This window comes from Faecalibacterium sp. Marseille-P9590 (assembly GCF_017377665.1).
GTDB lineage: Bacteria > Bacillota > Clostridia > Oscillospirales > Ruminococcaceae > Faecalibacterium.
Genome location: NZ_JAFREF010000005.1, coordinates 44,961 through 64,930 on the forward strand (window position 1 = coordinate 44,961; position 19,970 = coordinate 64,930).

Sequence of the window (19,970 nt, forward strand, 5' to 3'; positions counted from 1 at the left end):
GCCTTTGCAAGCCGCCGGAATTATGATACAGTATAGCATGAGATGATATGCCCCCCTTTGGCGGGCATGACAGGGAGGGCCGGAATGGACAGCAGAGAGTTATATCCCAGCGACGAGCAGCGGCGCCGCATCATGGACTTTATCATGGCGGCGGGCGAGACGCTGCTGGAAAACGGAGCAGAGGTCTTCCGGGTGGAGCAGACGATGGAGATCATGGCCCGCAGCTTCCATCTGCGGGAGTTCCACGTCTATGTGCTGACCAACGGCATCTTCGCCAGCGCCGGCACGGCAGAGATCGCCGAAGTGCGGAACGTGCCGGTGCGGACGACTCACTTAGGCCGGGTGGTCGCGGTGAACGCCCTTTCCCGCAAGATAGCAGCCGGGGGCGTCACACTGGACGAGGCTGAACACCGCCTGGCCGAGGCCCGGCGCATCCCCTTCCCCAAGGGGAAGACCCAGCTCCTCGCCGGGATGAGCGGCACAGCCTGTTTTGCGCTCATCTTCGGCGGCACGATACGCTCGGCGCTGGCGGCAGCGGCGGCGGGTTTCATCGTCAGCGGCTATCTGCTGCTGTGCGAAAAGAAGAATCTTTCCAACGGCTTCCGCAAGATCTCGGCGGCAGCGCTCATTACATTGGTCTGCATTCTGGGGTGCCATCTGCTGGACACTGAGGCCAGCCACGCCATCATCGGCACCCTGATGATATTGACCCCCGGCATCGCCTTCACCATGGGCATCCGGGATTTCGTGCAGGGCGACTACCTCTCCGGCACCATCCGGATGATAGATGCCCTGCTCATCGCGGCCAGCATCGCCATCGGCACCGGCCTTGTTCTGAGCCTTACTTCTCTGCTGACGGGGGTGACGGTGGTATGATGACCTTGACAAGCACACAGATCGGCCAGCTGGTGGCACAGTTCTTTCTGGCCGGGGCGGGAACGCTGAGTTTCGCCGTCCTCTTCGCCTGCCCTAAGCGCACGCTCCCCTGCTGTGCGCTGGTGGGCGCGGTGGGCTGGTTCGTCTACGAGCTGGCTGTCTTATACGGGGCCGACGCGGCGGCCGCCTCCCTCATCGCGGTCATCCCACTGTCGCTGGCGGCGCGTATCTGCGCCGTGCTGCTCAAAACGCCGGTGACGGTCTTTTTGCTGACCGGCATCTTCCCGCTGGTCCCCGGCGCGGGCATCTACTACACCGCCTACTATTTCATCCAGGGCGAGAATGCCCTTTCGCTGGCCAACGGCATCTCCACCTTCAAGGTGGCCGTGGCGCTGGCTGTGGGCATCGCGCTGGTGCTGGGTCTGCCCATGCCCAGCGGCCACGCCTGGAAGCGGAAATAGATCTCCGCCTCCCTTGTGCGGCCCTTTCGCCGGTGCTATAATCAAATCATACTTAATATAAAGGAGTGTCTGCCGATGTCTATTATGGAAACGCTCAACACCCGCCGCACCTACCGCCGCTTCGCCCAGAAGCCGGTGTCACAGGATGTGGTGGACGATATGGTGGAGGCCCTGCGCCTGTCGTCCTGCGGCGCGAACCGTCAGGCCGTGAAGCTGGTGGTTGTGCAGAGCCCTGAGATGGTGAAAAAGGTCCATCCGCTGGTCAAGTGGGCCGCCTATCTGCCGCCGGAGCAGGGTGCTCCCAAAGCCGACGAGCAGCCTGTGATGTATCTGGCCGTCGTGCAGGACAGCTCCATTCCCGGCGACCTGAACACCGACACCGGCATCGCGCTGGCGAACATCACCCCCGCCGCATGGGCCAAGGGCGTGGGCAGCTGCATCATGGGCGCCATCAACAAGCCCGCCCTGAGCGAGCTGCTGGGCATCGCCGCGCCGGACAAGCTGGCGTTCATGGTAGCTCTTGGCTACCCCACTCACGCCGCCAGAGTCGTACCGATGACGGAGAAGACCGGCATCAAGTATTACCTCGATGAGAACGGTGACTACTGCGTGCCGAAGCGGAGCGTGGAAGAGCTGGCGCGGACGGTTTAACCTCTCCGTCAGCGCTGGCGCGCCGGGCCGCTCTGCGCTGACTGCTGAAAGCTTTCGGTGGCGCAAAATGCCGGGCCTCGCTGCAGAGGGCAGCAACTTCTGGACAACGCATTTTGTCAAGCTGCCGTGAATCCAGGCAGCAGGACACTACAGCTCCCGATAAATCAAGCCTTGCTCGTCCAGCGTAAGCCTGACCGACATGCTAAGGGCTCCCCCTGATAGGGGAGCTGTCTGTGAAGCAGACTGAGAGGTTCTGCATATATACATCGCTCTCAAGCTTTATTCTGCATAATTGTTTGCAATTCGGTTTCAATTTGATGGAATTTTTGCACAACACTTGACTTTTCAAATTGTACAACCTATACTAAACACGCTCTCTGATTTTTCGATGAATCGCATCGCAGCAGAGAGATGCAAACGATATGCACATAAAGAGGAGTGTTTGAATATGAAAAAGATCTCTCGCCGCAGCTTCCTGGCTGCCGCCGCTGTTTCCGCTGCTGCTCTGGCTCTGACCGCCTGCGGCGGCTCTGCCTCCACTGCTTCTTCCGCTGCTGCAAGCTCTGTTGCTGCTTCTTCTGAGGCTGCTTCTACCAGCGCTGCCGCTGCTGAGCTGACCACCGTTGAGGCTGGCAAGCTGACCATGGCTACCAACGCCACCTTCCCTCCCTACGAGATGACCACCGACGCCGGCACCATTGAGGGCATCGATGTGGACACCGCACAGGCCATTGCCGAGAAGCTGGGTCTGGAGCTGCAGATCGACGACATGGATTTTGACGCCGCTCTGCTCAGCGTGCAGCAGGGCAAGGCCGACATCGCCATGGCAGGCATCACTGTCACCGACGAGCGGATGGCTGTGATGTCCTTCTCCGACAGCTACGCCACCGGCATCCAGTCCGTCATCGTGCCCGAGGGCTCCGACATTGCCTCTGTGGACGATCTGGCCGGCAAGAAGATCGGCACCCAGCGCGGCACCACCGGCTACCTGTACTGCTCCGACGACTTTGGCGAGGACGCCGTGGTGGCCTACGACAACGGCCTGACCGCTGTACAGGCCCTGAACAACGGCCAGGTGGACGCTGTGGTCATCGACAACGAGCCCGCCAAGGCCTATGTGGAGTCCAACCCCGGCCTGAAGATCCTGGACACCAGCTACGCCGAGGAGGACTACGCCATTGGCATGAACAAGAGCAACACCGCTCTGCTGGAGGCTGTGAACGCCGCTCTGGAGGAGCTGAAGGCCGACGGCACCCTGCAGGCCATCGTGGACAAGTACATCAAGGCTGAGTAAACAGACCCCTCAAGGGGAGGCGGCCCACCGGGCACCTCCCCTTTTTTAAGGGATATAGGTTACAAAATTCTGACAAGATCACAACAGACGAAAAGAAAGTGAGGATGCGAATGGCCGCACAATACGAACTGTTGAGCCAGCTGCTGAAAAGCGGCGGCCGGCTGGACATGGGGCAGGAGCTGTTCTACAAATTTTATCAGGCCTTTGTCCTGAAGGACCGCTGGCTCCAGTACATCGGGGGCGTAGGCACCACCCTGCTGGTCACTGCCATTGCTCTGGCCATGGGCGTCCTGCTGGGCAGCGTGGTGGCGCTGGTGCGTGTGGCCCACGACCAGCAGCGTCCCGGCCGCCGCAACCCGGTGCTGGGGATCTTTAACGCCGTGTGCCAGGTGTACACCACCGTGATCCGGGGCACCCCCATGATGGTGCAGCTGCTGATCATGAGCATGGTCATCTTCAACAACAGCCGCAACTTTACCATGGTAGGCGCTCTGGCGCTGGGCATCAACTCCGGCGCTTACGTCTCCGAGATCATCCGGGGCGGCCTGATGGCTGTGGACCCGGGCCAGATGGAGGCCGGCCGCAGCCTGGGCCTGAACTACATCACCACCATGGTGGTCATCATCATCCCCCAGGCCATCCGGGCGGTGCTGCCTGCCCTGGGCAACGAGTTCATCATGCTGCTGAAGGATACCTCCCTTATCACCGTCATCGGCGGCAAGGAGCTGCTGTATGCGGCCCAGGGCATCATGAACCGCACCTACGAGGCCATGTTCCCCCTGTTTGGCGTGGCACTGATCTATCTGGTGCTGGTGATGATCTTTACCTGGCTGCTTGCAAAATTTGAGAGGAGGCTGGCACAAAGTGACCGATAAGATCCTGGAAGTCCGGGGCCTGACCAAGACCTACGGCGGCGAAAAGCGCAAGGGCGCAAAGCAGGCTGCCCCCACTCTGGACGTGCTGCGGGGCATCGACATCGACATCTACCGCGGCGACGTGGTCTGCCTCATCGGCCCCTCGGGCTGCGGCAAATCCACCTTCCTGCGCTGCCTGAACCGGCTGGAGATCCCCACCGGCGGCAGCATCAAATTTGAGGGCGTGGAGGTGGACGACGACCACATCGACTCTGTCCGCCAGAAGATGGGCATGGTGTTCCAGCACTTCAACCTCTTCCCCCACCTGACCGTCAAGAAAAACCTTGAGCTGGCCCCCAGCCTGCTCAAGCTCAAGGACAAAGAGGCCATCTCCAAGCGCGCCGACGAGCTTCTGGCCCGCGTAGGTCTGGCCGATAAGGCCAACGTCTACCCCAAGAGCCTTTCGGGCGGCCAGCAGCAGCGCATCGCCATCGCGCGTGCACTGGCAATGGACCCGGACGTCATCCTCTTCGATGAGCCTACCAGCGCCCTCGACCCCGAGATGGTCGGTGAAGTGCTTGAGCTGATGAAAGAGCTGGCTCACACCGGCATCACCATGCTGGTGGTCACCCATGAGATGGGCTTTGCCCGCGAAGTCTCCAACCGCGTCATCTTCATTGACGAGGGAAGGATCCAGGAGGATGAGCCGCCGCAGGAGCTGTTCACCAACCCCAAGCACCCGCGTCTGAAGGCATTCCTCTCCAAGATGCTGTAAGATAGAAAGAAACAACACAAAACCCGGAACTCTTTTCAAGCCGTCCTGGCTCTGAAGGAGTTCCGGGTTTTGTTCATTGTTTTTTTCAGAGAGCTGTTTTGCAGCAGTCTTTCTTCTTATGCTCAGTTGTTGGCTTCCACCTTGCTCAGGAGGATGCGGTCATTGTCGAGGACCTTGCCGGCGTTCTCGCGGAACTTCTCAAGCAGGTCGTCCACGGTCATCTTGCTGCGGGCCTCGCCCTTGACATCGAAGACGATGCGGCCCGCGTCCATCATGAGGGTGCGGTTGCCCAGCTCCAATGCCTGATGCATATTGTGGGTGACCATCAGGCAGGTGATCTTCTTTTCGGCCACGATGCTCTTGGTGAGGTCCAGCACCTTTTCGGCGGTGGCGGGGTCGAGAGCGGCGGTGTGCTCGTCCAGAAGCAGGAGCTTCGGGGTGACGAGGGTGGCCATCAGCAGGGTCAGTGCCTGACGCTGACCGCCCGACAGCAGGCCCACCGGCTGCTTCATCCGGTCTTCGAGGCCCATATCCAGCAGGGCCAGCTTCTCACGGAAGATCTCCTTATCCTTGCGGGAGATGCGGGAGAAGATGGCGTTGGGAGCGGTCCCGGCGCGAAGGTAGGCCAGCGCCAGATTCTCCTCGATGGTCATGTTGGGGGCCGTACCCTTGAGCGGGTCCTGGAACAGGTGGCCGATGACCCGGCTGCGCTGATATTCCGGCGCGAAGGTGATGTCCTCGCCGCCCAGCGTGATGCTGCCCTCGTCGGCGATGAAGCCGCCGGTGATGGCGTTGAAGAGGGTGGATTTGCCCGCACCGTTGGAGCCGACGATGGTGGCGAAGTCTCCCGCTTCCATGGTCAGGCTGACGCCGTTCAGGGCCACTTTCTCGTTGACAGTGCCGGGGTTGAAGGTCTTGTGCAGGTCACGAAGTTCGAGCATCTCCATTTTACACACGCTCCTTCCGTGCCTGACGGGCCGCATTGCGGCGCTTCTCAAAGGCGATCTTCTCCTGGATGGCGGGCATCGAGATGGCCACAGCCACGATGATGGCGCTGACCAGTTTCATGGCAGCAGCCGGGACGTTGAAGCGGAGGGCTACCGCCACGATAAAACGGTAGAGGCAGCTGCCGAACACGACGCCCAGCACACGGCGCACCATCGTCCGCTTGCCCACCAGCGTTTCGCCGATGATGAGGGAAGCCAGCGCGATGGTCACCATGCCGGTGCCTACGTTGATGTCGCAGCTCTTCTGGTACTGAGCCAGCAGGCCGCCGGAAAGGGCCGTCAATGCGCCCGAGATGCAGAGGCCCACCGTGATGGTGAAGGCGGGGTTGATGCTGGAAGCACGCACCATGGCAGCGTTATCGCCGGTGGCACGAATCGAGAGGCCGAGGCGGGTGCCGAGGAAGCCCACCATGGCGGCACCGGCCAGCGCGATGACTACCGCCGCCAGCACCAGCTTATACCCGCCGCCCGTGAAGCTCAGGGCGCTCTTGGCGATGGAGAAGACGGTATCGGTCTTGACCAGCGACATGGTGGACGAGAAGCCCATCACGGCCAGGTTGATGGTGTAGAGGCCGGTGTTGACGATGATGCCGGCCATGATGCTCTCGACGCCGAGGCGGGTCTGCAAAAAGGCTGTTACAAAACCGGAGCACACACCGGCCGCCATCGCCGCCAACAGGGCGAGGAAGGGGTGGCCGGTCAGCGCCACCTGACAGGCGACAGCGCAGCCAAGGGTGAAGCAGCCGTCGGTGGACAGGTCCGCGATATTCAGGATGGAATAGCTCAGAAACAGAGCCAGCGCAACGAGGGCGTAGATGCAGCCCAGCTCGAGCGCGGTCTGGATGACGTTGAGCGAAAAGATACTCGCCAGCATGGTGTGCTCCTTTTATTTTAATGTGTAACCTCTCAGTCTCGCTACCGCTCGACAAGGCCGGGTTGCGGCACCCAGCATCCGCTTCGTGTTTTACACTTGCGTCTTGCTGGCCGCGGCCCCAACAACGACTCCCTGTTTCCACCACTGGCGGCAGTCGTCGTTGTTGCCCCTACCGAGGGGAGCCTCTGGCGAAGAGAGAAAGCTTTCCGAAACGCCAAAGCCTCCCCTCGATAGGGGAGGTGGCATTGCGAAGCAATGACGGAGAGGTTTAACCAAAGTTTTCCGCCGTGGTCACTTCCACGACCTCGGTGCAGTAGGGTGCAAAGGCCTTCTTCACGGTGTCGAGGTCGAGGCCCAGAGCCTCGCAGGTCTCGGTGTTGATGGTGGCAATGCCGTTGTCGAAGGTCTGGAAAGGCAGGTCAGCAGGGGTCTTGCCGTCGCAGAGCAGTTCCACCACCATATCGGCGGTAGCCTCGCCCAGCTGGACGTAATCGACGCCGTAGCCCACGAAGGCACCGTTCAGGGCGAAGCTGTCAGCACCGGTGTAGTGCTGGACGCCTGCCTCGGTGAAGGTCTCGTAGATGGAAAGCTCGGCGGTCATGATGGTGTTATCGGTGGGGGTGAAGACAGCCTTGACACCGGCGGCGATGAGGGCCTCAGCGGCCATCTGGACTTCGGCGGTGGTGGTGCCGTTCTTCTCGATGTACTGGATGCCCTTGCTGTCGCAGAAAGCCTTGGCGTCTGCAATGGCCTGTGTAGAAGCATCCTGGCTCAGGTCATACAGCAGGCCGATGGTGTCGATGTCGGGGTTGACGGCCAGGATGAGGTTCATGATGGCGTCGGTGTTCAGGGCGTCGGAAGTGCCGGTGATGTTCGGCTCGGTGTCAAAGCCTGCGGCGGCGGGGTCAGTGACGGCGGAGTAGACGACGGGGATGTCGGTGTCCTCCACAGCGGCCAGCATGGTAGCGGCGGTGGGGGTAGCCACAGCCACGATGACGTCTACGCCGTCGGCCACGAGGTCGGCGCCGATCTGGTTCAGGTTGGTCTGGTCGGCCTGCGCATTGGCGTAGTAGTCGGCGTAGTCGAAGGTAACGCCCTTCTCCTTGCCCACCTCGTCCAGACGCTCTTCCACCGACGCAACGATCTGGTTCAGAGAAGCGTGGTCAACATAGTTGACAATGCCCACCTTGAAGGTCTGGCCTGCCTCGCTGGCGGCGGCAGAAGATGCTGCTGCACTGGAAGCGGTGCTGGATGCAGTGCTCGAAGCGGACGAACCGCAGCCGGTCAGACCCAGAGCGGAAACAGTGGCGGCGGCCATAGCGGCTTTCAGAAAGCTGCGGCGGGAGATCATGTTCATGGTTTTCATAGCGGTTGCTCCTTCCCTGGAGCGGGCGGCATGTAAAATAAAAACCCGCTCCACTTGCGGGACGGGCTTTTGTTCTCATATAACAAAACGACCCTGTCCCTGTGTGTTCATCCACAAGGACAGAGTCGAAAAATTCGAATCTGCGGTGCCACCTTGCTTGCCTTGCTCGCTTTCCTCTTGAAAGCCGCAAAGCCCCTCACGGAGAGCCAACACTCCCCTGCCCTGTAACGGAGGCTTCCGTCCCAAGCTACTGGAGGCTCTGCCTCGTTTGCCCGGCCCTCGGCGGCCCACGAATCTCTGCCCCGCTCTCGCCCGTTTTCACTGTCCGGGCTCACTGAAGATGCGCTTTGCAGGTTCTCTTCCGCCTCATCGGTTTGATTGCATTATACACTTTATCCGTGTAAAGTCAAGAGGGAATTTCAAAATTTTCCGTCAGATTTTTTCACGTTTCATCACTCGAGGTTGAGTTTGTTTCGCATCAGCCAGACCGTCAGCCCGAACCAGAAGACACCGAATGCCGCCGCGATACCCAGCGTGACCATCGCGCTCCCCATGTAGCCCAGAGCCGAAACGGCAGTCTCGATGCTGCCCACATCGCCTACGGCGCTATAGATGATCGTCTCGTAGACGCCGGTGCCGATCTGGAGCAGCTTTTCGAGCCAGCCCTGCACATACTGCATGACAAAGAAGCTCAGGATGCCCGCCAGCGCGGGGTGGTTCTTGAACTGATGTCCCACCATGCAGGCAGCATAGATGCAGGCGATGACGCTGACCATCCGCACGAAGCCGACGACGCCGCTGAAAGCCAGCGCTCCCCAGAACTCCATGTTATAGCGGGCAAATGCCTCCCGGATGATCGACCACATCCGCGGCAGCTGCTCAAGCAGGTCCATATCCGCCATCATCAGAACAGCCAGAATGCCGAAGGAAAGGCAGGCTGCGAGGATGCTGCACAGGCTCCACACGGTGCTGGAGATGAGCTTCGAGGTCACAAGCTGTGTTTCCGTCACCGGCAGAGTATGCATCAGATAGCCCTCCCGGCCCAGCAGGTTGCGGTAGAACCGCTGCACGATGGTCATGATGGTGACGACCACGGTGCCGATGATGACGGCGGTGTAGACAAGGCTCAGCAGGCCCACGAGAGTCGAATAGGCGTCACTATTGGTGCCGTTCCATCTCCAGACGGACCCGCCAAAGAGCACCGACGCCGCCAGCAGGGCCAGATACATTCCGCCGTAGGTGCGGGCGGTAGCCTTGAACTCATATTTCAGTAACTTTTTCAGCATTTGAATACCTCCCGGAAATATGCATCCACACTCATGCCCTCGGTCTCGCGGAGCTCATCCACCGAGCGGTGGGCGAAAATTCTGCCGTTCTTCAGGAACACAGCCTCATCCAGCACCGGCTCCACATCCTCGATGAGGTGGGTGGAGATGATGACCGAGGCGTCCCGGCTGTAGTTGGTGAGGATGGTGTTCAGGATGTAGTCCCGCGCCGCCGGGTCCACGCCGCCGATGGGTTCATCCAGCAGGTAGAGCCGGGCATTCCGGCTCATGGCAAGGATGAGCTGGACTTTCTCCTTGTTGCCCTTGGAAAGGCTCTTGAGGGGTGCTTTGGGCGAAAGCTCCAGCTTTTCCAGCATCTCATTCGCCTTGGCGGGGTCGAAGTCGGCGTAGAAATCCCGGAACATCTCCACCAGCTGCTCCACCCGCATCCAGTCGGGCAGCCATGCGGCGTCCGGCAGATAAGAGACGATGGCTTTCGTGTCCGGGCCGGGGTCCATGCCCGCGATTCGGATGCTGCCCGCCGTGGGCTGCAAAAGACCGTTCGCCAGTTTGATGAGGGTGGTCTTGCCGCTGCCGTTGGGGCCAAGCAGGCCCACGATGCGGCCAAAGCCGATGTGCAGCTCGATGTCATCGAGGGCGTTTGTCCCCTTCTGGTAGGATTTCGTCAGGCCCTCACAAGTTAAAAGTTCCTTCATTTCAATCACTCTCCTTTGTTTCCCAGCCCGTCACAAGCTTTGCGGCCTCTGCCGGGCCGTAGCCGATGCCGCGCATTTTCTCGAGATATTCGGCGGTCATGGCGCGGGCCGTCTCGTCCCGCAGCTGTTCCAAAAGGGCTGTATCTTCGGTGACGAAGCGGCCCGTGGTCCGCTCGGTGTAGACGAGCCCTTCTGCTTCCAGCTGGGCCAGCGCCCGCTGCATGGTGTTGGGGTTGACGCCTGCCGCTGCGGCCATGTCGCGCACCGAGTCCAGATGTCCGCCGGGCGGGTAGATGCCCGCCAGAATTTTTGCCTTGAGCCGTTCCACGATTTGTGCGTAGATGGGGCGGCTCATATCGAATCGTTCGCCCATCGTCTCATCTCCTTGTGTCGCTGTACTAAGTGCTTAATACAATAATACTCAAATCATCTTTTTTGTCAAGAGGGAATTTTCAATCTCTTCAAAATATGTTATACTGTCTTTTGTATGCTAGAAGAAAATGCGCAGGAGCACAGAATCTATGAAAGCAACCATCATCATCCCCAACATCAACGGCAAAGGCTGGCTCAAGGACTCCATCGAATCGGTCTACGCCCAGACGGAGCAGGACTTCGAGCTTATCGTGGTGGATAACGGCTCCACCGACGAGAGCCTTGAACAGGCCCGCAGCTATTGCAGCCGCCCGAACTTCCAGCTCATCGAGAACGGCTCCAACACCGGCTTCTCCCACGCCGTCAATCAGGGCATCGCCCGGGCGAAAAGCGAGTTCGTGGTGCTGTTCAACAACGACGCCTTTGCAGAGCCCCAGTGGCTGGCCGAGCTCATCCGCGTGGCCGAGAGCGACGAGAAAATTTTTGCCGTCCAGAGCCTTATGATACGCCACTTCGACCGGGAGCTTGCCGACGACGCTGGCGATTACGTCACATGGATGGGCTTTGCCTGCAAGACCGGCGACGGCCGCCGGGCCAGCCGCTACACCAAACAGAAGCGCATCTTCTCGGCCTGCGGCGGCGCGGCCCTCTACCGCAAAAGCATCCTCGACGAGATCGGCATCTTCGATGAAAACTTTTTTGCCTACTTCGAGGACGTAGACCTCAGCTGGCGCGCCAACAACGCAGGCTACAAGAATGTCCTCTGCCCCACGGCAAAGTGCTACCACATCTGCGGCGCCAGCACCGGCGCGGTGCGGTACAACGCCTTCAAGAGCCAGCAGAGCGGCCGCAACAGCATCCTTCTCCCCCTCAAGAACGAGCCTCTGCTGATGCTCATCCTCAACTTCATTCCGCTGGCGCTGGGCTATCTGCTCAAGTGCTACAAGTTCCACAAACAGGGTTTCGGCGAGGCGTGGGACAAGGGAATGCGTGAGGCGTTCGATTTGCTCAAAAACGGCCAGCTCGGCAAGCGCCCCTTCCGTCTCCGTGATTTGCCGAATTATGTTCTGATGGAATTGTGGATGATATGGAACATGGTGCCGTATCTCTGGTATCGGCTGGTGGTCGTGCGGTTTGATTTGAAATAATTCTGGATATGCAAAAACCGGGAAGCTCTGGGAGCTTCCCGGTTTTTGTTTGTGATTCGTTTTACGCCGCCGCACTGGCCGCACTTTCGGCCTGCGGCTCTGCGTCCGAGGCAGCTTCGCTTTCGGCGGTGCTGTCAGCTTCCTCGCTGGCGGCTGCGGCCTCCGAGGACGCGGCGTCGGAGTCAGCGGGCGTTTCGCCGCCGGTGGCGAGGATGGCGTCCTGCACCTCGCTGTCTGCCATCATGGCAGGCTCGGAGGCAGTGGACGCCGCCGTTGACTCGGGCTTCGTCTCGCTCTCGGTCAGGCCGGTGAGATACCAGCTGCCGCTCTGGCGGCTGAACAGATAGTCCATGTACTTGACCGGCGTATCCGAGGTGGTGGTGAGGATGCTGTCCGTTGCGTTCTGGTTGGGGATATAGCCCACAGTGACGTGGAGGAGGCCGTCCTTCTTAAACAGCTTGGTGACGGTGGCGCGATAGCCGCCCACGCTGCCGGTGACGGGGATCTTATAGCACTGGGTGGTGTCGTCGAACTCGATGGTCATATCCTCCATCTCGAAGGTCTTGTGGGTCATGCGGAAGCTGGGGCCGACAAGCTTTGCGAGGTAGGCGTCCACATCCACCGAGGGGATGAGCAGCTGCTCGGTATCGGGGTCGGTGTTGTAGCCGTCGAAACCGCCCTGCGTCTCCTGGATGCTGTACACACAGCCCCAGACCGCAGCCTCGCGGAGGGTCAGGTCGTCGATGTTCTCGATGCCCTCAAAAGGCACAGGGTCGAACAGCACCAGACCTTCCAGCTTGTCCTCGTATTCCTGCTTCTGGGCCGTATCGTCAAACAGTTTTGCTACGGCGTTCACTCCTGCGTGCAGCACGGTCAGCACGCCGATGAGCACCAGCACCGCGATGACCAGCCCGAGGGCCTGCCGACCGCGGCGGCGGTGGAGCCGAGCGTGTTCTTCCGGGGTCATTTCTATCTTCATATGGTTATCGTCTCCTGCGTTGTTTCACTTTTCAGATAAAAACAGTATACCACAATCATGGGCAGGGTGCAAAACTCTGCCCGTGTTATTTTGGTGAAACTGGCTCAAAAGCTGTTTTCATAGCCAGAGTATGTGCAATGGTTATGAAAACAGCTTCTTATTCCCAGTTCTTCCAGACGTCGGGCTGGTAGCCGACGGTGGCCTGACGGCCATTGCGGACGATGGGGGTGCGGAACAGCTGCTGGTTCTCGAAGAGCTTGTCTTCTTTCTGCCAGTCTACCAGCGCGTCCAGCAGAGCGAGGGTCTGCTTGTCCTTGGCGTTGGGGTCCACCAGCGCCTGCCAGCCGCCCAGAGCGCGGGACACATTTTCAAACTCGCCCCGGCTCATCTCTTTTTCTTTCAAATCGATCATCTGGAACTTGATGCCGCGCTCCTTGAAATAGCGCTGGGCCTTTTTGGTATCGAAGCACTTGGTAGTGCCGAATATCTGGATGTTCATGGTCTTGCCCTCCTGTTCATTCTGCTCTATTGTAACATATCTGCGCCCGAAAGCCTATAGCATATTTTTTGCTCCGCCGGGCCACACTGCTCTCAGCGCCTTTTCTTATTCTGAATGGAGGTAGTACCAACATGAAAGCATTCGTAGACCCTGAACTCTGCATCGGCTGCACCCAGTGTGCCGGGCTCTGCCCCGAGGTATACCAGATGGAAGGGACTCTGGCTGTCGCCATCCCCGGCGACATCCCGCCCGACCAGGTGCCGCTGGCTGTGGACGCCGCCAACGCCTGCCCGGTGAGCGCGATAAGAGTAGAGTAAAACTTCCCGAAAGAGGCTGAGAGGTTTATCCCTCAGTCTCTTTTTTCTTTGGGCCATTCGTGGTATACTATAGGATGTGAAATTATGGAATGGAGGACCACAAGCTATGCGTTTACTGGTCATTGACGGCAACAGCATCGCCAACCGTGCCTTTTACGGCATCAAGCTGCTGACCACCAAAGACGGCCGCTATACCAACGCCATTTTCGGCTTTCTGAATATCCTGCTCTCCCTGCTCAAGGAATGCGGACCCGACGAGGTGGCCGTGGCCTTCGACCTCAAGGCCCCCACCTTCCGCCACAAGATGTATGACGGCTACAAGGCCACCCGCCACAAGATGCCCGACGAGCTGGCCGCGCAGATGCCGGTGCTCAAAGAGCTTCTGGCCGCGCTGGGCTACCGTGAGGTGACAGCTGAGGGCTGGGAGGCCGACGACATCCTCGGCACCCTTTCTGCCGCCTGCGCCGCCCGCAGCGACGACTGCTTCCTCGCCACCGGAGACCGGGACAGCTTACAGCTGGTCAGCGACACCACCACCGTCCTGCTGGCCACTACCACCATGGGCCGCAGCAAGACGGCGGTAATGGACGTGGACGCCGTGAAGGAAAAGTACGGTGTCTCTCCCCGCCAGCTCATCGACGTCAAGAGCCTCATGGGTGACACCTCCGACAACATCCCGGGCGTGAAGGGCATCGGCGAGAAGAGCGCCATCACCCTCATCCAGAAATACGGCAGTCTGGCGGGCGTTTACGCCCATCTCGACGACACTGCTGACAAGACCATCAAGCCAAAACAGCGGGAGCATCTGGCCGAAGACCGCGCCATGGCAGAGCTGAGCTACACGCTCGGCACCATCCGCACCGACGCCCCCATCGACACCGCCGAGGGTGCCTATGTCGTGGGCGAGGGCAACAAGGCCGAAGCCGTCCGGTTGATGCAGGAGCTGGAACTTCACTCCCTCATCGCCCGCTTCGGTCTGAGCGACATCGCCCCCGCCTCCGACCCGGAAAGAGCGTCGACAGAGCCTCTGCAGGAGGCTGAGGTGACTGTTCTGCCCGCCGAGCCGAAGGGGCATTACCTCGTGGCCGCGCGGCCTGCCATCATGGGCAAGCAGGGTACCCGCAATGTGGAGCTGCAGCCCGCCGCATGGTACGCCGTACAGGACAAGGCGGTCTTCCCGCTGGAAGACGGCGACCTGCTCCGTCTGCTGGACAACAAAGACGTCACCCTTGACGTCTTCGACAGCGCCCCGCTCTACGCCCGCGCCATGGCTGCGGGAAACTGGGGCAGCAGCATCGTCTGGGACGGCAAGCTGGCGGCCTATCTGCTGGACGCCTCGGCTTCCAAGTACAATCTCTCGGAGCTCATCATCAGCTACCGCGCCGACGCCGCTTTTACCTGTGAGAAGTGGCCGGACGCCGGTGCGCTGGCCGACCTGTTCGCCAAGATGAAGGCGGAGATCACCGCGCTGGGCGAAGACTCCCTCTACAACGACATCGAGTTCCCGCTGGCGCAGGTGCTGGCCGACATGACCCGCATCGGCATCCTCGTGGACAAAGAGGGCATCGAGAAGTTCGGCGTGAAAATGCGCTCGGAGCTGGAAGACGTCCTCACCCGCATCCACATGGAGACGGGCAGCGCCAGCTTCAACCCCAACAGCCCCAAACAGCTGGGCGAGATGCTTTTCGACACCATGGGCCTGCCCCACGGCAAAAAGACCCAGCGCGGCTGGTCTACCGACGCCGAGACGCTGGAAGCCCTGCGAGACTACCCGCTGGTAGAGGATATTCTGCAGTACCGCGCCTACCAGAAGCTGAACTCCACCTACGTCGAAGGCTTGCTGAAGGTCATCGCGAAGGATGGCCGCATCCATACCCGCTTCAACCAGACCGAAGCCCGCACCGGACGGCTTTCTTCCGATAACCCCAACCTGCAGAACATCCCCATCCGCACCGAGCTGGGCAGCCAGCTCCGCGCTTACTTTGTGGCGCGGCCCGGCTGCGTGCTGGTGGACGCCGACTACAGCCAGATCGAGCTGCGCATCCTCGCCCATGTCACCGGCGACGAGCATATGCAGCAGGCGTTCCTCACCGGCGAGGACATCCACCGCAGCACTGCCGCTAAAATCTACAACCTGCCCCTCGAGCAGGTCACGCCCCGCCTGCGCTCTTCGGCAAAAGCCATCAACTTCGGCATCATGTACGGCAAGGGCGCTTACAGCCTCTCAAAGGACATCGGCGTGAGCGTCAAGGAGGCCGACGCCTTCCTGAAAAACTATCTGGCCACCTTCCCGAAAGTCAGCGGCTACATGGACAAGACCATCTCCGACGCCCGGAACTGCGGCTATGTGTCCACCCTCTTCGGACGCCGTCGCTCCCTGCCGGAGCTGGCCAGCAACAATCACAACATCCGGGCCAGCGGCGAGCGGATGGCCCGCAACACGCCGATCCAAGGCACCGCCGCCGACGTCATCAAGCTGGCGATGGTGCGGGTCTGGCGGCGTCTGCGGGACGAGAAGATGGAGAGCCGCCTCATCCTGACCGTCCACGACGAACTCATCGTCGAGGCCCCGGAGGCAGAAGCCGCGAAAGCCGCCGCCATCCTGCAGGAAGAGATGGAAGGCTGTGTCAATTATGCTGTCCCCCTGAGCACCGAAGTGCATCAGGGCAAAAACTGGCTGGAGGCCCACTAAAACCATGATCATCTTAGGAATCGAATCTACCTGCGACGAGACCGCCGCATCTCTGGTGGAAGATGGCCGGCACCTGCTGAGCAACGTCATCTCCACCAGCGTCAAGGAGCAGGCACTTTACGGCGGCGTCGTGCCGGAGATCGCCAGCCGCCGCCACTGTGAGTTCATCAGCGCCACCGTCAAAAAGGCTCTGCTGGATGCAGGCAAGACCATCGACGACGTGGACGCCGTGGCTGTCACCTTCGCGCCCGGCCTCATCGGCGCAGTGCTGGTGGGCGTCAACTTTGCCAAGGGCCTCGCCTACTCGGCGGGCAAGCCGCTGGTGCCGGTCCACCATCTGCGGGGCCACATTGCAGCCCTCTACCTGACCCATCCGGAGCTGAAGCCGCCCTTCCTCTGCCTTGTGGCGTCCGGCGGACACAGCCACATCGTGGAGGTGCAGGACTACACCCATTACCACATCCTCGGCCACACGGTGGACGACGCCGCCGGTGAGGCCTTTGACAAGGTGGCGCGGACGCTGGGCCTGCCCTATCCCGGCGGTCCCAGCGTCGCCAACGCCGCCAAGACCGGCGACCCGAAAGCCTACCGTCTGCCGGTGCCTCATGTGGAGGGCAAGTACAACGTCAGCTTCTCCGGCCTCAAGACCGCCGTGCTGAACGAGGTGAATCAGGCCCAGATGAAGGGTACTGACATCAACGTCCCCGACCTCGCGGCCAGCTTCCAGGAGCGCATCGCGGGCATCCTCGCAGAAAAGCTCCTTCTCGCCGCCGCCGACACCGGCGCAAAGCAGGTCTGTCTGGCGGGCGGCGTCGCGGCCAATGGCCGTCTGCGCCAGCTGGTCAACGACGGTGCCCAGAAGCTGGGGGCCAGGGTCTACCTGCCAGAGCTGAAATTCTGCGGCGACAACGGCGCGATGATCGCAGCTCAGGGCTACTATCAGTACATCGCGGGCCATACCGCCGGGCTGGAGCTGAACGGTCTGCCGACTCTGCCCATCGATTACGAATAACTGACATAGAAAACGGAATGGCCGCGCACAGCTGTGCGCGGCCATTCCGTTTATTTCATATCACGTCCGAAGTAAAGCTCCACTTCACTGAGCTTCTTTTTCCGCAGCAGGAACGCCGTAGGGATGAGATAGACCGCGATAGACGTCAGCATGGTGATGTCATAGGTGCTGATGCTGTCAGCCACCGTCTGGGTGCCGTACAGGCCACCGATGAGCATGGACGTGATGTCCATCGCGGCGTGGATGAACACCGTCACCCAGATGTTTCCGGTGCGGAAATATACCGCAGCCAGCAGCGTACCCAGCGAGGCCGCAAAGACGCACTGCATCAGAACGCCCAGCGGCGCACTGCCGGTGAGGTTGGTCAGGTGGGCCGCACCGAAGTAGAGGCCCGACAGCAGGCAGGCTTTCCAGACGCCGGCCCGGCTGGTGCCGAAATGCTCCAGAAGCGTCTGGGCGATGACGCCCCGGAACAGAAACTCTTCTGCCACACCGACGCTGGTCATGCCGATAAGGAACCACACGACATGCCACGCAGGCAGCATATCGCCCTCCGGCCTGCCAAACAGCAGGGTATTATAGGCGTTGTAGCCGATGAGCGCGATGGGGTACAGGCCCACCAGCAGACCGTTGAAAAAGCCGCTGCCCCGGCGGCGGAGCAGGCCGCTCTTCCCGGTGCGCGCCAGAAAGAGCCACGCCACCAGCACGCCTGCTGCCTCCTGCATGAAGGTCAGCATATAATCATCGACGGCATCAATGTCCCGCACGACGAACAAGATGAGCAGAAGCGACAGCAGCGATGCCACGAACAGCATCCCCAGAAACAGCACCTCGGCCACAAGGCAGTAGAGCATCGGGTGGGCGCTGCGCAGACGTTTGAGCATAGAAAGACCTCCTGTGTCGTAGTGGTACTATTTTAGCATATTTCAGAAGAAAGAGATAGGGATTTGTGTGAATAATAAAGCGGGACCCGGGTTGCGGCTCCCAGCGTCTGTTTCGGCCCTTGGGCAGGCCTCACATCCTGCTGGCCGCGGCCCCAGCCTCGCCTCCCTGTTTCCGCCGCTGGCGGCGGTCGGCTCTGCTGCTGTTCAAATCCCGCTGCGGAGATAGAAAAAGACCGGCACACGAATGTGAAGCGGCAGTCACCAACTGTTGACATTCCTGAAGATTGGAACCCGCGGGCTAAGCAACAGCCCACTGGGCTGATTGCTTGCTCTGCTGCGCAGAGCCGCCCTGTTCAAATCCCGCGCCCGACTAAATAAAAAAGCAAGTACACGAATGTGTACTTGCTTTTTTAAGTCGGAGCAGCGGGATTTGAACCCACGGCCTCCTCGTCCCGAACGAGGCGCGCTACCAACTGCGCTATGCCCCGAAAATACCGCAACCCAATGGGCTGCGGTCTGGTTGGGGATGAGAGAATCGAACTCCCACAAGTAGAGTCAGAGTCTACCGCACTACCACTATGCAAATCCCCACTATTCGGTTTCGCCCTCAGCACCGAAGCGCTGCTGACGAGGAATATTATACAGCCTCCGCCTCCATTTGTCAACCACTTTTTTGATTTTTCCGTCCATGTTTTTTCTGCTTTCTCCACCACCGCGTTTTCACGTCTTTTTTCATCTCCGGCTCTTGACACCCGCTCCCTTTGGGAATACTCTTATAGTATCATTTATCTGCCCCTTCTGAGGGAGAACGGAAGAAACGAGGGTTGTTCGATATGAAAAAACGTGTTGGTATCCTGACCTCCGGCGGCGACTGTCCCGGCCTGAACGCCACCATCCGCGGCGTGGCCAAAGCCCTGTATGCACGGTTCGGCGAGAACGTCGAGATCGTGGGCATCCTGAACGGCTACCACGGCCTCATCACCGGCGAATACAAGGAGATGTGCGAGGACGATTTCCGCGGCATCCTGACGCTGGGCGGCACCATCCTCGGCACCAAGCGCACCCCTTTCAAGCTGATGCGCGTGGTGGAAGAGGACAAGATCGACAAGGTCGCGGCCATGAAAAAGACCTACAAGGACGCCAAGCTCGACTGCCTGCTCTGCCTCGGCGGCAACGGCACCCACAAGACGGCCAACCTCCTCTCCCAGGAGGGCCTGAACGTCATCGGCCTGCCCAAGACCATCGACAACGACATCTACGGCACCGACGTCACCTTCGGCTTCCACACCGCCGTGGACATCGCCACTGAGGTCATCGACCGCATCCACACCACCGCCGGCAGCCACAGCCGCGTCATGTGCATCGAGATCATGGGCAACAAGGCCGGCTGGCTGACCCTCTATTCCGGCATCGCCGGCGGTGCAGACATCATCCTGCTGCCCGAGCAGCCCTATGACATCGACCGCGTCTGCGCCGCTGTGGAGCGCCGCGCCCGCAAAGGCTCCAACTTCTCCATCATCGCCGTGGCCGAGGGTGCCATCAACACCGAAGAGGCCAAGATGAAGCGGAAAGAGTGGATGGCAAAGCGCGCCGAAGCCGGTTACGGCGTCACCGCCACCAACCGCATCGCCGCCGCCGTCCAGAAAAAGACCGGCATGGAGACCCGCGTCTGCATCCCGGGCCACATGCAGCGCGGCGGCAGCCCCAGCGCTTACGACCGTGTACTGGCCACCGAGTTCGGCAGCTACGCCGCCAAGCTGGTGGAAGTGGAGCGCTACGGCGTCACCGTCGCCATGGTCAACAACCGCGTCATCGCCAACCGCCTCGAGGACATCGCCGGTAAGGCCCGCAACATCCCCGAGGGCTGTGAGCTGCTCACCGTAGCCCGCCGGATGGGCGTGAGTCTCGGCTGAGACTGTAAAAGCAAA

20 protein-coding genes and 2 tRNA genes are annotated in these 19,970 nt (G+C 60.4%); 11 read left to right on the forward strand and 11 right to left on the reverse strand.

Going from position 1 to position 19,970, the window contains the following annotated elements; genetic code table 11:
* Nucleotides 1–84: 84 nt before the first annotated feature.
* The 6 genes from J3349_RS07615 to J3349_RS07640 all read left to right on the forward strand — a co-directional run bounded on the left by J3349_RS07615 (nucleotide 85) and on the right by J3349_RS07640 (nucleotide 4,911).
* Nucleotides 85–876 carry a threonine/serine exporter family protein gene (locus J3349_RS07615; protein ID WP_207676981.1) on the forward strand — a complete coding sequence of 264 codons (792 nt, stop codon included), beginning with the start codon at nucleotides 85–87 and terminating at the stop codon, nucleotides 874–876.
* Nucleotides 876–1,337 (forward strand): threonine/serine exporter family protein, encoded by a 462-nt coding sequence (locus J3349_RS07620; protein ID WP_207677081.1) that lies wholly within the window; start codon nucleotides 876–878, stop codon nucleotides 1,335–1,337. Before J3349_RS07615 ends, J3349_RS07620 begins: the two co-directional genes overlap by 1 nt.
* A gap of 75 nt (nucleotides 1,338–1,412) precedes the next feature.
* On the forward strand, nucleotides 1,413–1,988 hold the full coding sequence (locus tag J3349_RS07625; RefSeq protein WP_207676982.1) for a nitroreductase family protein: 576 nt from the start codon (nucleotides 1,413–1,415) through the stop codon (nucleotides 1,986–1,988).
* Nucleotides 1,989–2,436: 448 nt separating this feature from the next.
* Nucleotides 2,437–3,282: an ABC transporter substrate-binding protein gene (locus J3349_RS07630; RefSeq protein WP_207676983.1), complete on the forward strand. Its 846-nt coding sequence runs from the start codon at nucleotides 2,437–2,439 to the stop codon at nucleotides 3,280–3,282.
* Between the two features lie 110 nt (nucleotides 3,283–3,392).
* Nucleotides 3,393–4,157 (forward strand): amino acid ABC transporter permease, encoded by a 765-nt coding sequence (locus J3349_RS07635; RefSeq protein WP_207676984.1) that lies wholly within the window; start codon nucleotides 3,393–3,395, stop codon nucleotides 4,155–4,157.
* Complete coding sequence (locus tag J3349_RS07640; protein WP_149794396.1) at nucleotides 4,147–4,911, forward strand: amino acid ABC transporter ATP-binding protein; 765 nt, start codon at nucleotides 4,147–4,149, stop codon at nucleotides 4,909–4,911. The genes J3349_RS07635 and J3349_RS07640 overlap by 11 nt, the downstream gene beginning before the upstream one ends.
* A gap of 122 nt (nucleotides 4,912–5,033) precedes the next feature.
* Here J3349_RS07640 and J3349_RS07645 read toward each other — a convergent pair whose 3' ends face one another.
* From J3349_RS07645 to J3349_RS07670, 6 genes are all read right to left on the reverse strand, one after another.
* Entirely contained in the window at nucleotides 5,034–5,852 is an 819-nt protein-coding gene (locus J3349_RS07645; protein ID WP_316542292.1) for an ATP-binding cassette domain-containing protein, read from the reverse strand.
* 7 nt (nucleotides 5,853–5,859) lie between these two features.
* Complete coding sequence (locus J3349_RS07650; protein ID WP_207676985.1) at nucleotides 5,860–6,792, reverse strand: ABC transporter permease; 933 nt, start codon at nucleotides 6,790–6,792, stop codon at nucleotides 5,860–5,862.
* Between the two features lie 268 nt (nucleotides 6,793–7,060).
* A complete protein-coding gene (locus J3349_RS07655; protein WP_207676986.1) occupies nucleotides 7,061–8,158 on the reverse strand; it encodes an ABC transporter substrate-binding protein in 1,098 nt (365 codons plus the stop codon).
* Nucleotides 8,159–8,610: 452 nt separating this feature from the next.
* Nucleotides 8,611–9,444, reverse strand: coding sequence for a hypothetical protein (locus tag J3349_RS07660; RefSeq protein ID WP_207676987.1), 834 nt, complete (start codon nucleotides 9,442–9,444; stop codon nucleotides 8,611–8,613).
* Nucleotides 9,438–10,139 (reverse strand): ABC transporter ATP-binding protein, encoded by a 702-nt coding sequence (locus tag J3349_RS07665; protein WP_207676988.1) that lies wholly within the window; start codon nucleotides 10,137–10,139, stop codon nucleotides 9,438–9,440. Before J3349_RS07665 ends, J3349_RS07660 begins: the two co-directional genes overlap by 7 nt.
* A 1-nt stretch (nucleotide 10,140) precedes the next feature.
* Nucleotides 10,141–10,512, reverse strand: coding sequence for a GntR family transcriptional regulator (locus J3349_RS07670; protein ID WP_207676989.1), 372 nt, complete (start codon nucleotides 10,510–10,512; stop codon nucleotides 10,141–10,143).
* A 148-nt stretch (nucleotides 10,513–10,660) separates the two neighbouring features.
* Here J3349_RS07670 and J3349_RS07675 point away from each other — a divergent pair, with 148 nt between their 5' ends.
* Nucleotides 10,661–11,659 (forward strand): glycosyltransferase family 2 protein, encoded by a 999-nt coding sequence (locus tag J3349_RS07675; RefSeq protein ID WP_207676990.1) that lies wholly within the window; start codon nucleotides 10,661–10,663, stop codon nucleotides 11,657–11,659.
* Between the two features lie 61 nt (nucleotides 11,660–11,720).
* Here the strand turns inward: J3349_RS07675 and J3349_RS07680 are convergent, their stop codons facing one another.
* Nucleotides 11,721–12,638, reverse strand: a complete 918-nt coding sequence (locus J3349_RS07680; protein WP_207676991.1) for an Ice-structuring protein — start codon at nucleotides 12,636–12,638, stop codon at nucleotides 11,721–11,723.
* Nucleotides 12,639–12,795: 157 nt separating this feature from the next.
* A complete protein-coding gene (locus tag J3349_RS07685; RefSeq protein ID WP_158395083.1) occupies nucleotides 12,796–13,137 on the reverse strand; it encodes an ArsC/Spx/MgsR family protein in 342 nt (113 codons plus the stop codon).
* Between the two features lie 131 nt (nucleotides 13,138–13,268).
* On the opposite strand from J3349_RS07685, the gene J3349_RS07690 reads away from it, so the two are divergent.
* From J3349_RS07690 to tsaD, 3 genes are all read left to right on the forward strand, one after another.
* Entirely contained in the window at nucleotides 13,269–13,454 is a 186-nt protein-coding gene (locus tag J3349_RS07690; protein WP_149794405.1) for a ferredoxin, read from the forward strand.
* A 106-nt stretch (nucleotides 13,455–13,560) separates the two neighbouring features.
* Nucleotides 13,561–16,146, forward strand: a complete 2,586-nt coding sequence (polA, locus tag J3349_RS07695) for a DNA polymerase I (RefSeq protein ID WP_207676992.1) — start codon at nucleotides 13,561–13,563, stop codon at nucleotides 16,144–16,146.
* Between the two features lie 4 nt (nucleotides 16,147–16,150).
* Nucleotides 16,151–17,158, forward strand: a complete 1,008-nt coding sequence (gene tsaD, locus J3349_RS07700) for a tRNA (adenosine(37)-N6)-threonylcarbamoyltransferase complex transferase subunit TsaD (protein WP_207676993.1) — start codon at nucleotides 16,151–16,153, stop codon at nucleotides 17,156–17,158.
* A gap of 50 nt (nucleotides 17,159–17,208) precedes the next feature.
* Here tsaD and J3349_RS07705 read toward each other — a convergent pair whose 3' ends face one another.
* The 3 genes from J3349_RS07705 to J3349_RS07715 form a co-directional block, all read right to left on the reverse strand.
* The gene (locus tag J3349_RS07705) at nucleotides 17,209–18,042 is read right to left on the reverse strand and encodes a CPBP family intramembrane glutamic endopeptidase (RefSeq protein WP_207676994.1); all 834 of its coding nucleotides are present in this window, start codon (nucleotides 18,040–18,042) and stop codon (nucleotides 17,209–17,211) included.
* 415 nt (nucleotides 18,043–18,457) lie between these two features.
* Nucleotides 18,458–18,530: transfer RNA gene (locus J3349_RS07710), tRNA-Pro, on the reverse strand.
* 29 nt (nucleotides 18,531–18,559) lie between these two features.
* Nucleotides 18,560–18,633 (reverse strand) — tRNA-Gln (locus tag J3349_RS07715).
* 242 nt (nucleotides 18,634–18,875) lie between these two features.
* Between J3349_RS07715 and J3349_RS07720 the strand changes: the two genes are divergently transcribed.
* Complete coding sequence (locus J3349_RS07720) at nucleotides 18,876–19,955, forward strand: ATP-dependent 6-phosphofructokinase (RefSeq protein WP_207676995.1); 1,080 nt, start codon at nucleotides 18,876–18,878, stop codon at nucleotides 19,953–19,955.
* Nucleotides 19,956–19,970 lie beyond the last annotated feature (15 nt).

Excerpts from the sequence above, each read along its gene's own strand:
- tsaD (WP_207676993.1), top strand. The coding sequence starts at position 16,151 with ATGATCATCTTAGGAATCGAATCTACCTGCGACGAGACCGCCGCATCT.
- J3349_RS07630 (WP_207676983.1), top strand. The coding sequence starts at position 2,437 with ATGAAAAAGATCTCTCGCCGCAGCTTCCTGGCTGCCGCCGCTGTTTCC.
- polA (WP_207676992.1), top strand. The coding sequence starts at position 13,561 with ATGCGTTTACTGGTCATTGACGGCAACAGCATCGCCAACCGTGCCTTT.
- J3349_RS07705 (WP_207676994.1), bottom strand. The coding sequence starts at position 18,042 with ATGCTCAAACGTCTGCGCAGCGCCCACCCGATGCTCTACTGCCTTGTG.
- J3349_RS07680 (WP_207676991.1), bottom strand. The coding sequence starts at position 12,638 with ATGAAGATAGAAATGACCCCGGAAGAACACGCTCGGCTCCACCGCCGC.
- J3349_RS07620 (WP_207677081.1), top strand. The coding sequence starts at position 876 with ATGACCTTGACAAGCACACAGATCGGCCAGCTGGTGGCACAGTTCTTT.
- J3349_RS07670 (WP_207676989.1), bottom strand. The coding sequence starts at position 10,512 with ATGGGCGAACGATTCGATATGAGCCGCCCCATCTACGCACAAATCGTG.
- J3349_RS07690 (WP_149794405.1), top strand. The coding sequence starts at position 13,269 with ATGAAAGCATTCGTAGACCCTGAACTCTGCATCGGCTGCACCCAGTGT.
- J3349_RS07655 (WP_207676986.1), bottom strand. The coding sequence starts at position 8,158 with ATGAAAACCATGAACATGATCTCCCGCCGCAGCTTTCTGAAAGCCGCT.
- J3349_RS07635 (WP_207676984.1), top strand. The coding sequence starts at position 3,393 with ATGGCCGCACAATACGAACTGTTGAGCCAGCTGCTGAAAAGCGGCGGC.
- J3349_RS07660 (WP_207676987.1), bottom strand. The coding sequence starts at position 9,444 with ATGCTGAAAAAGTTACTGAAATATGAGTTCAAGGCTACCGCCCGCACC.
- J3349_RS07720 (WP_207676995.1), top strand. The coding sequence starts at position 18,876 with ATGAAAAAACGTGTTGGTATCCTGACCTCCGGCGGCGACTGTCCCGGC.
- J3349_RS07645 (WP_316542292.1), bottom strand. The coding sequence starts at position 5,852 with ATGCTCGAACTTCGTGACCTGCACAAGACCTTCAACCCCGGCACTGTC.
- J3349_RS07665 (WP_207676988.1), bottom strand. The coding sequence starts at position 10,139 with ATGAAGGAACTTTTAACTTGTGAGGGCCTGACGAAATCCTACCAGAAG.
- J3349_RS07685 (WP_158395083.1), bottom strand. The coding sequence starts at position 13,137 with ATGAACATCCAGATATTCGGCACTACCAAGTGCTTCGATACCAAAAAG.
- J3349_RS07675 (WP_207676990.1), top strand. The coding sequence starts at position 10,661 with ATGAAAGCAACCATCATCATCCCCAACATCAACGGCAAAGGCTGGCTC.
- J3349_RS07625 (WP_207676982.1), top strand. The coding sequence starts at position 1,413 with ATGTCTATTATGGAAACGCTCAACACCCGCCGCACCTACCGCCGCTTC.
- J3349_RS07615 (WP_207676981.1), top strand. The coding sequence starts at position 85 with ATGGACAGCAGAGAGTTATATCCCAGCGACGAGCAGCGGCGCCGCATC.
- J3349_RS07650 (WP_207676985.1), bottom strand. The coding sequence starts at position 6,792 with ATGCTGGCGAGTATCTTTTCGCTCAACGTCATCCAGACCGCGCTCGAG.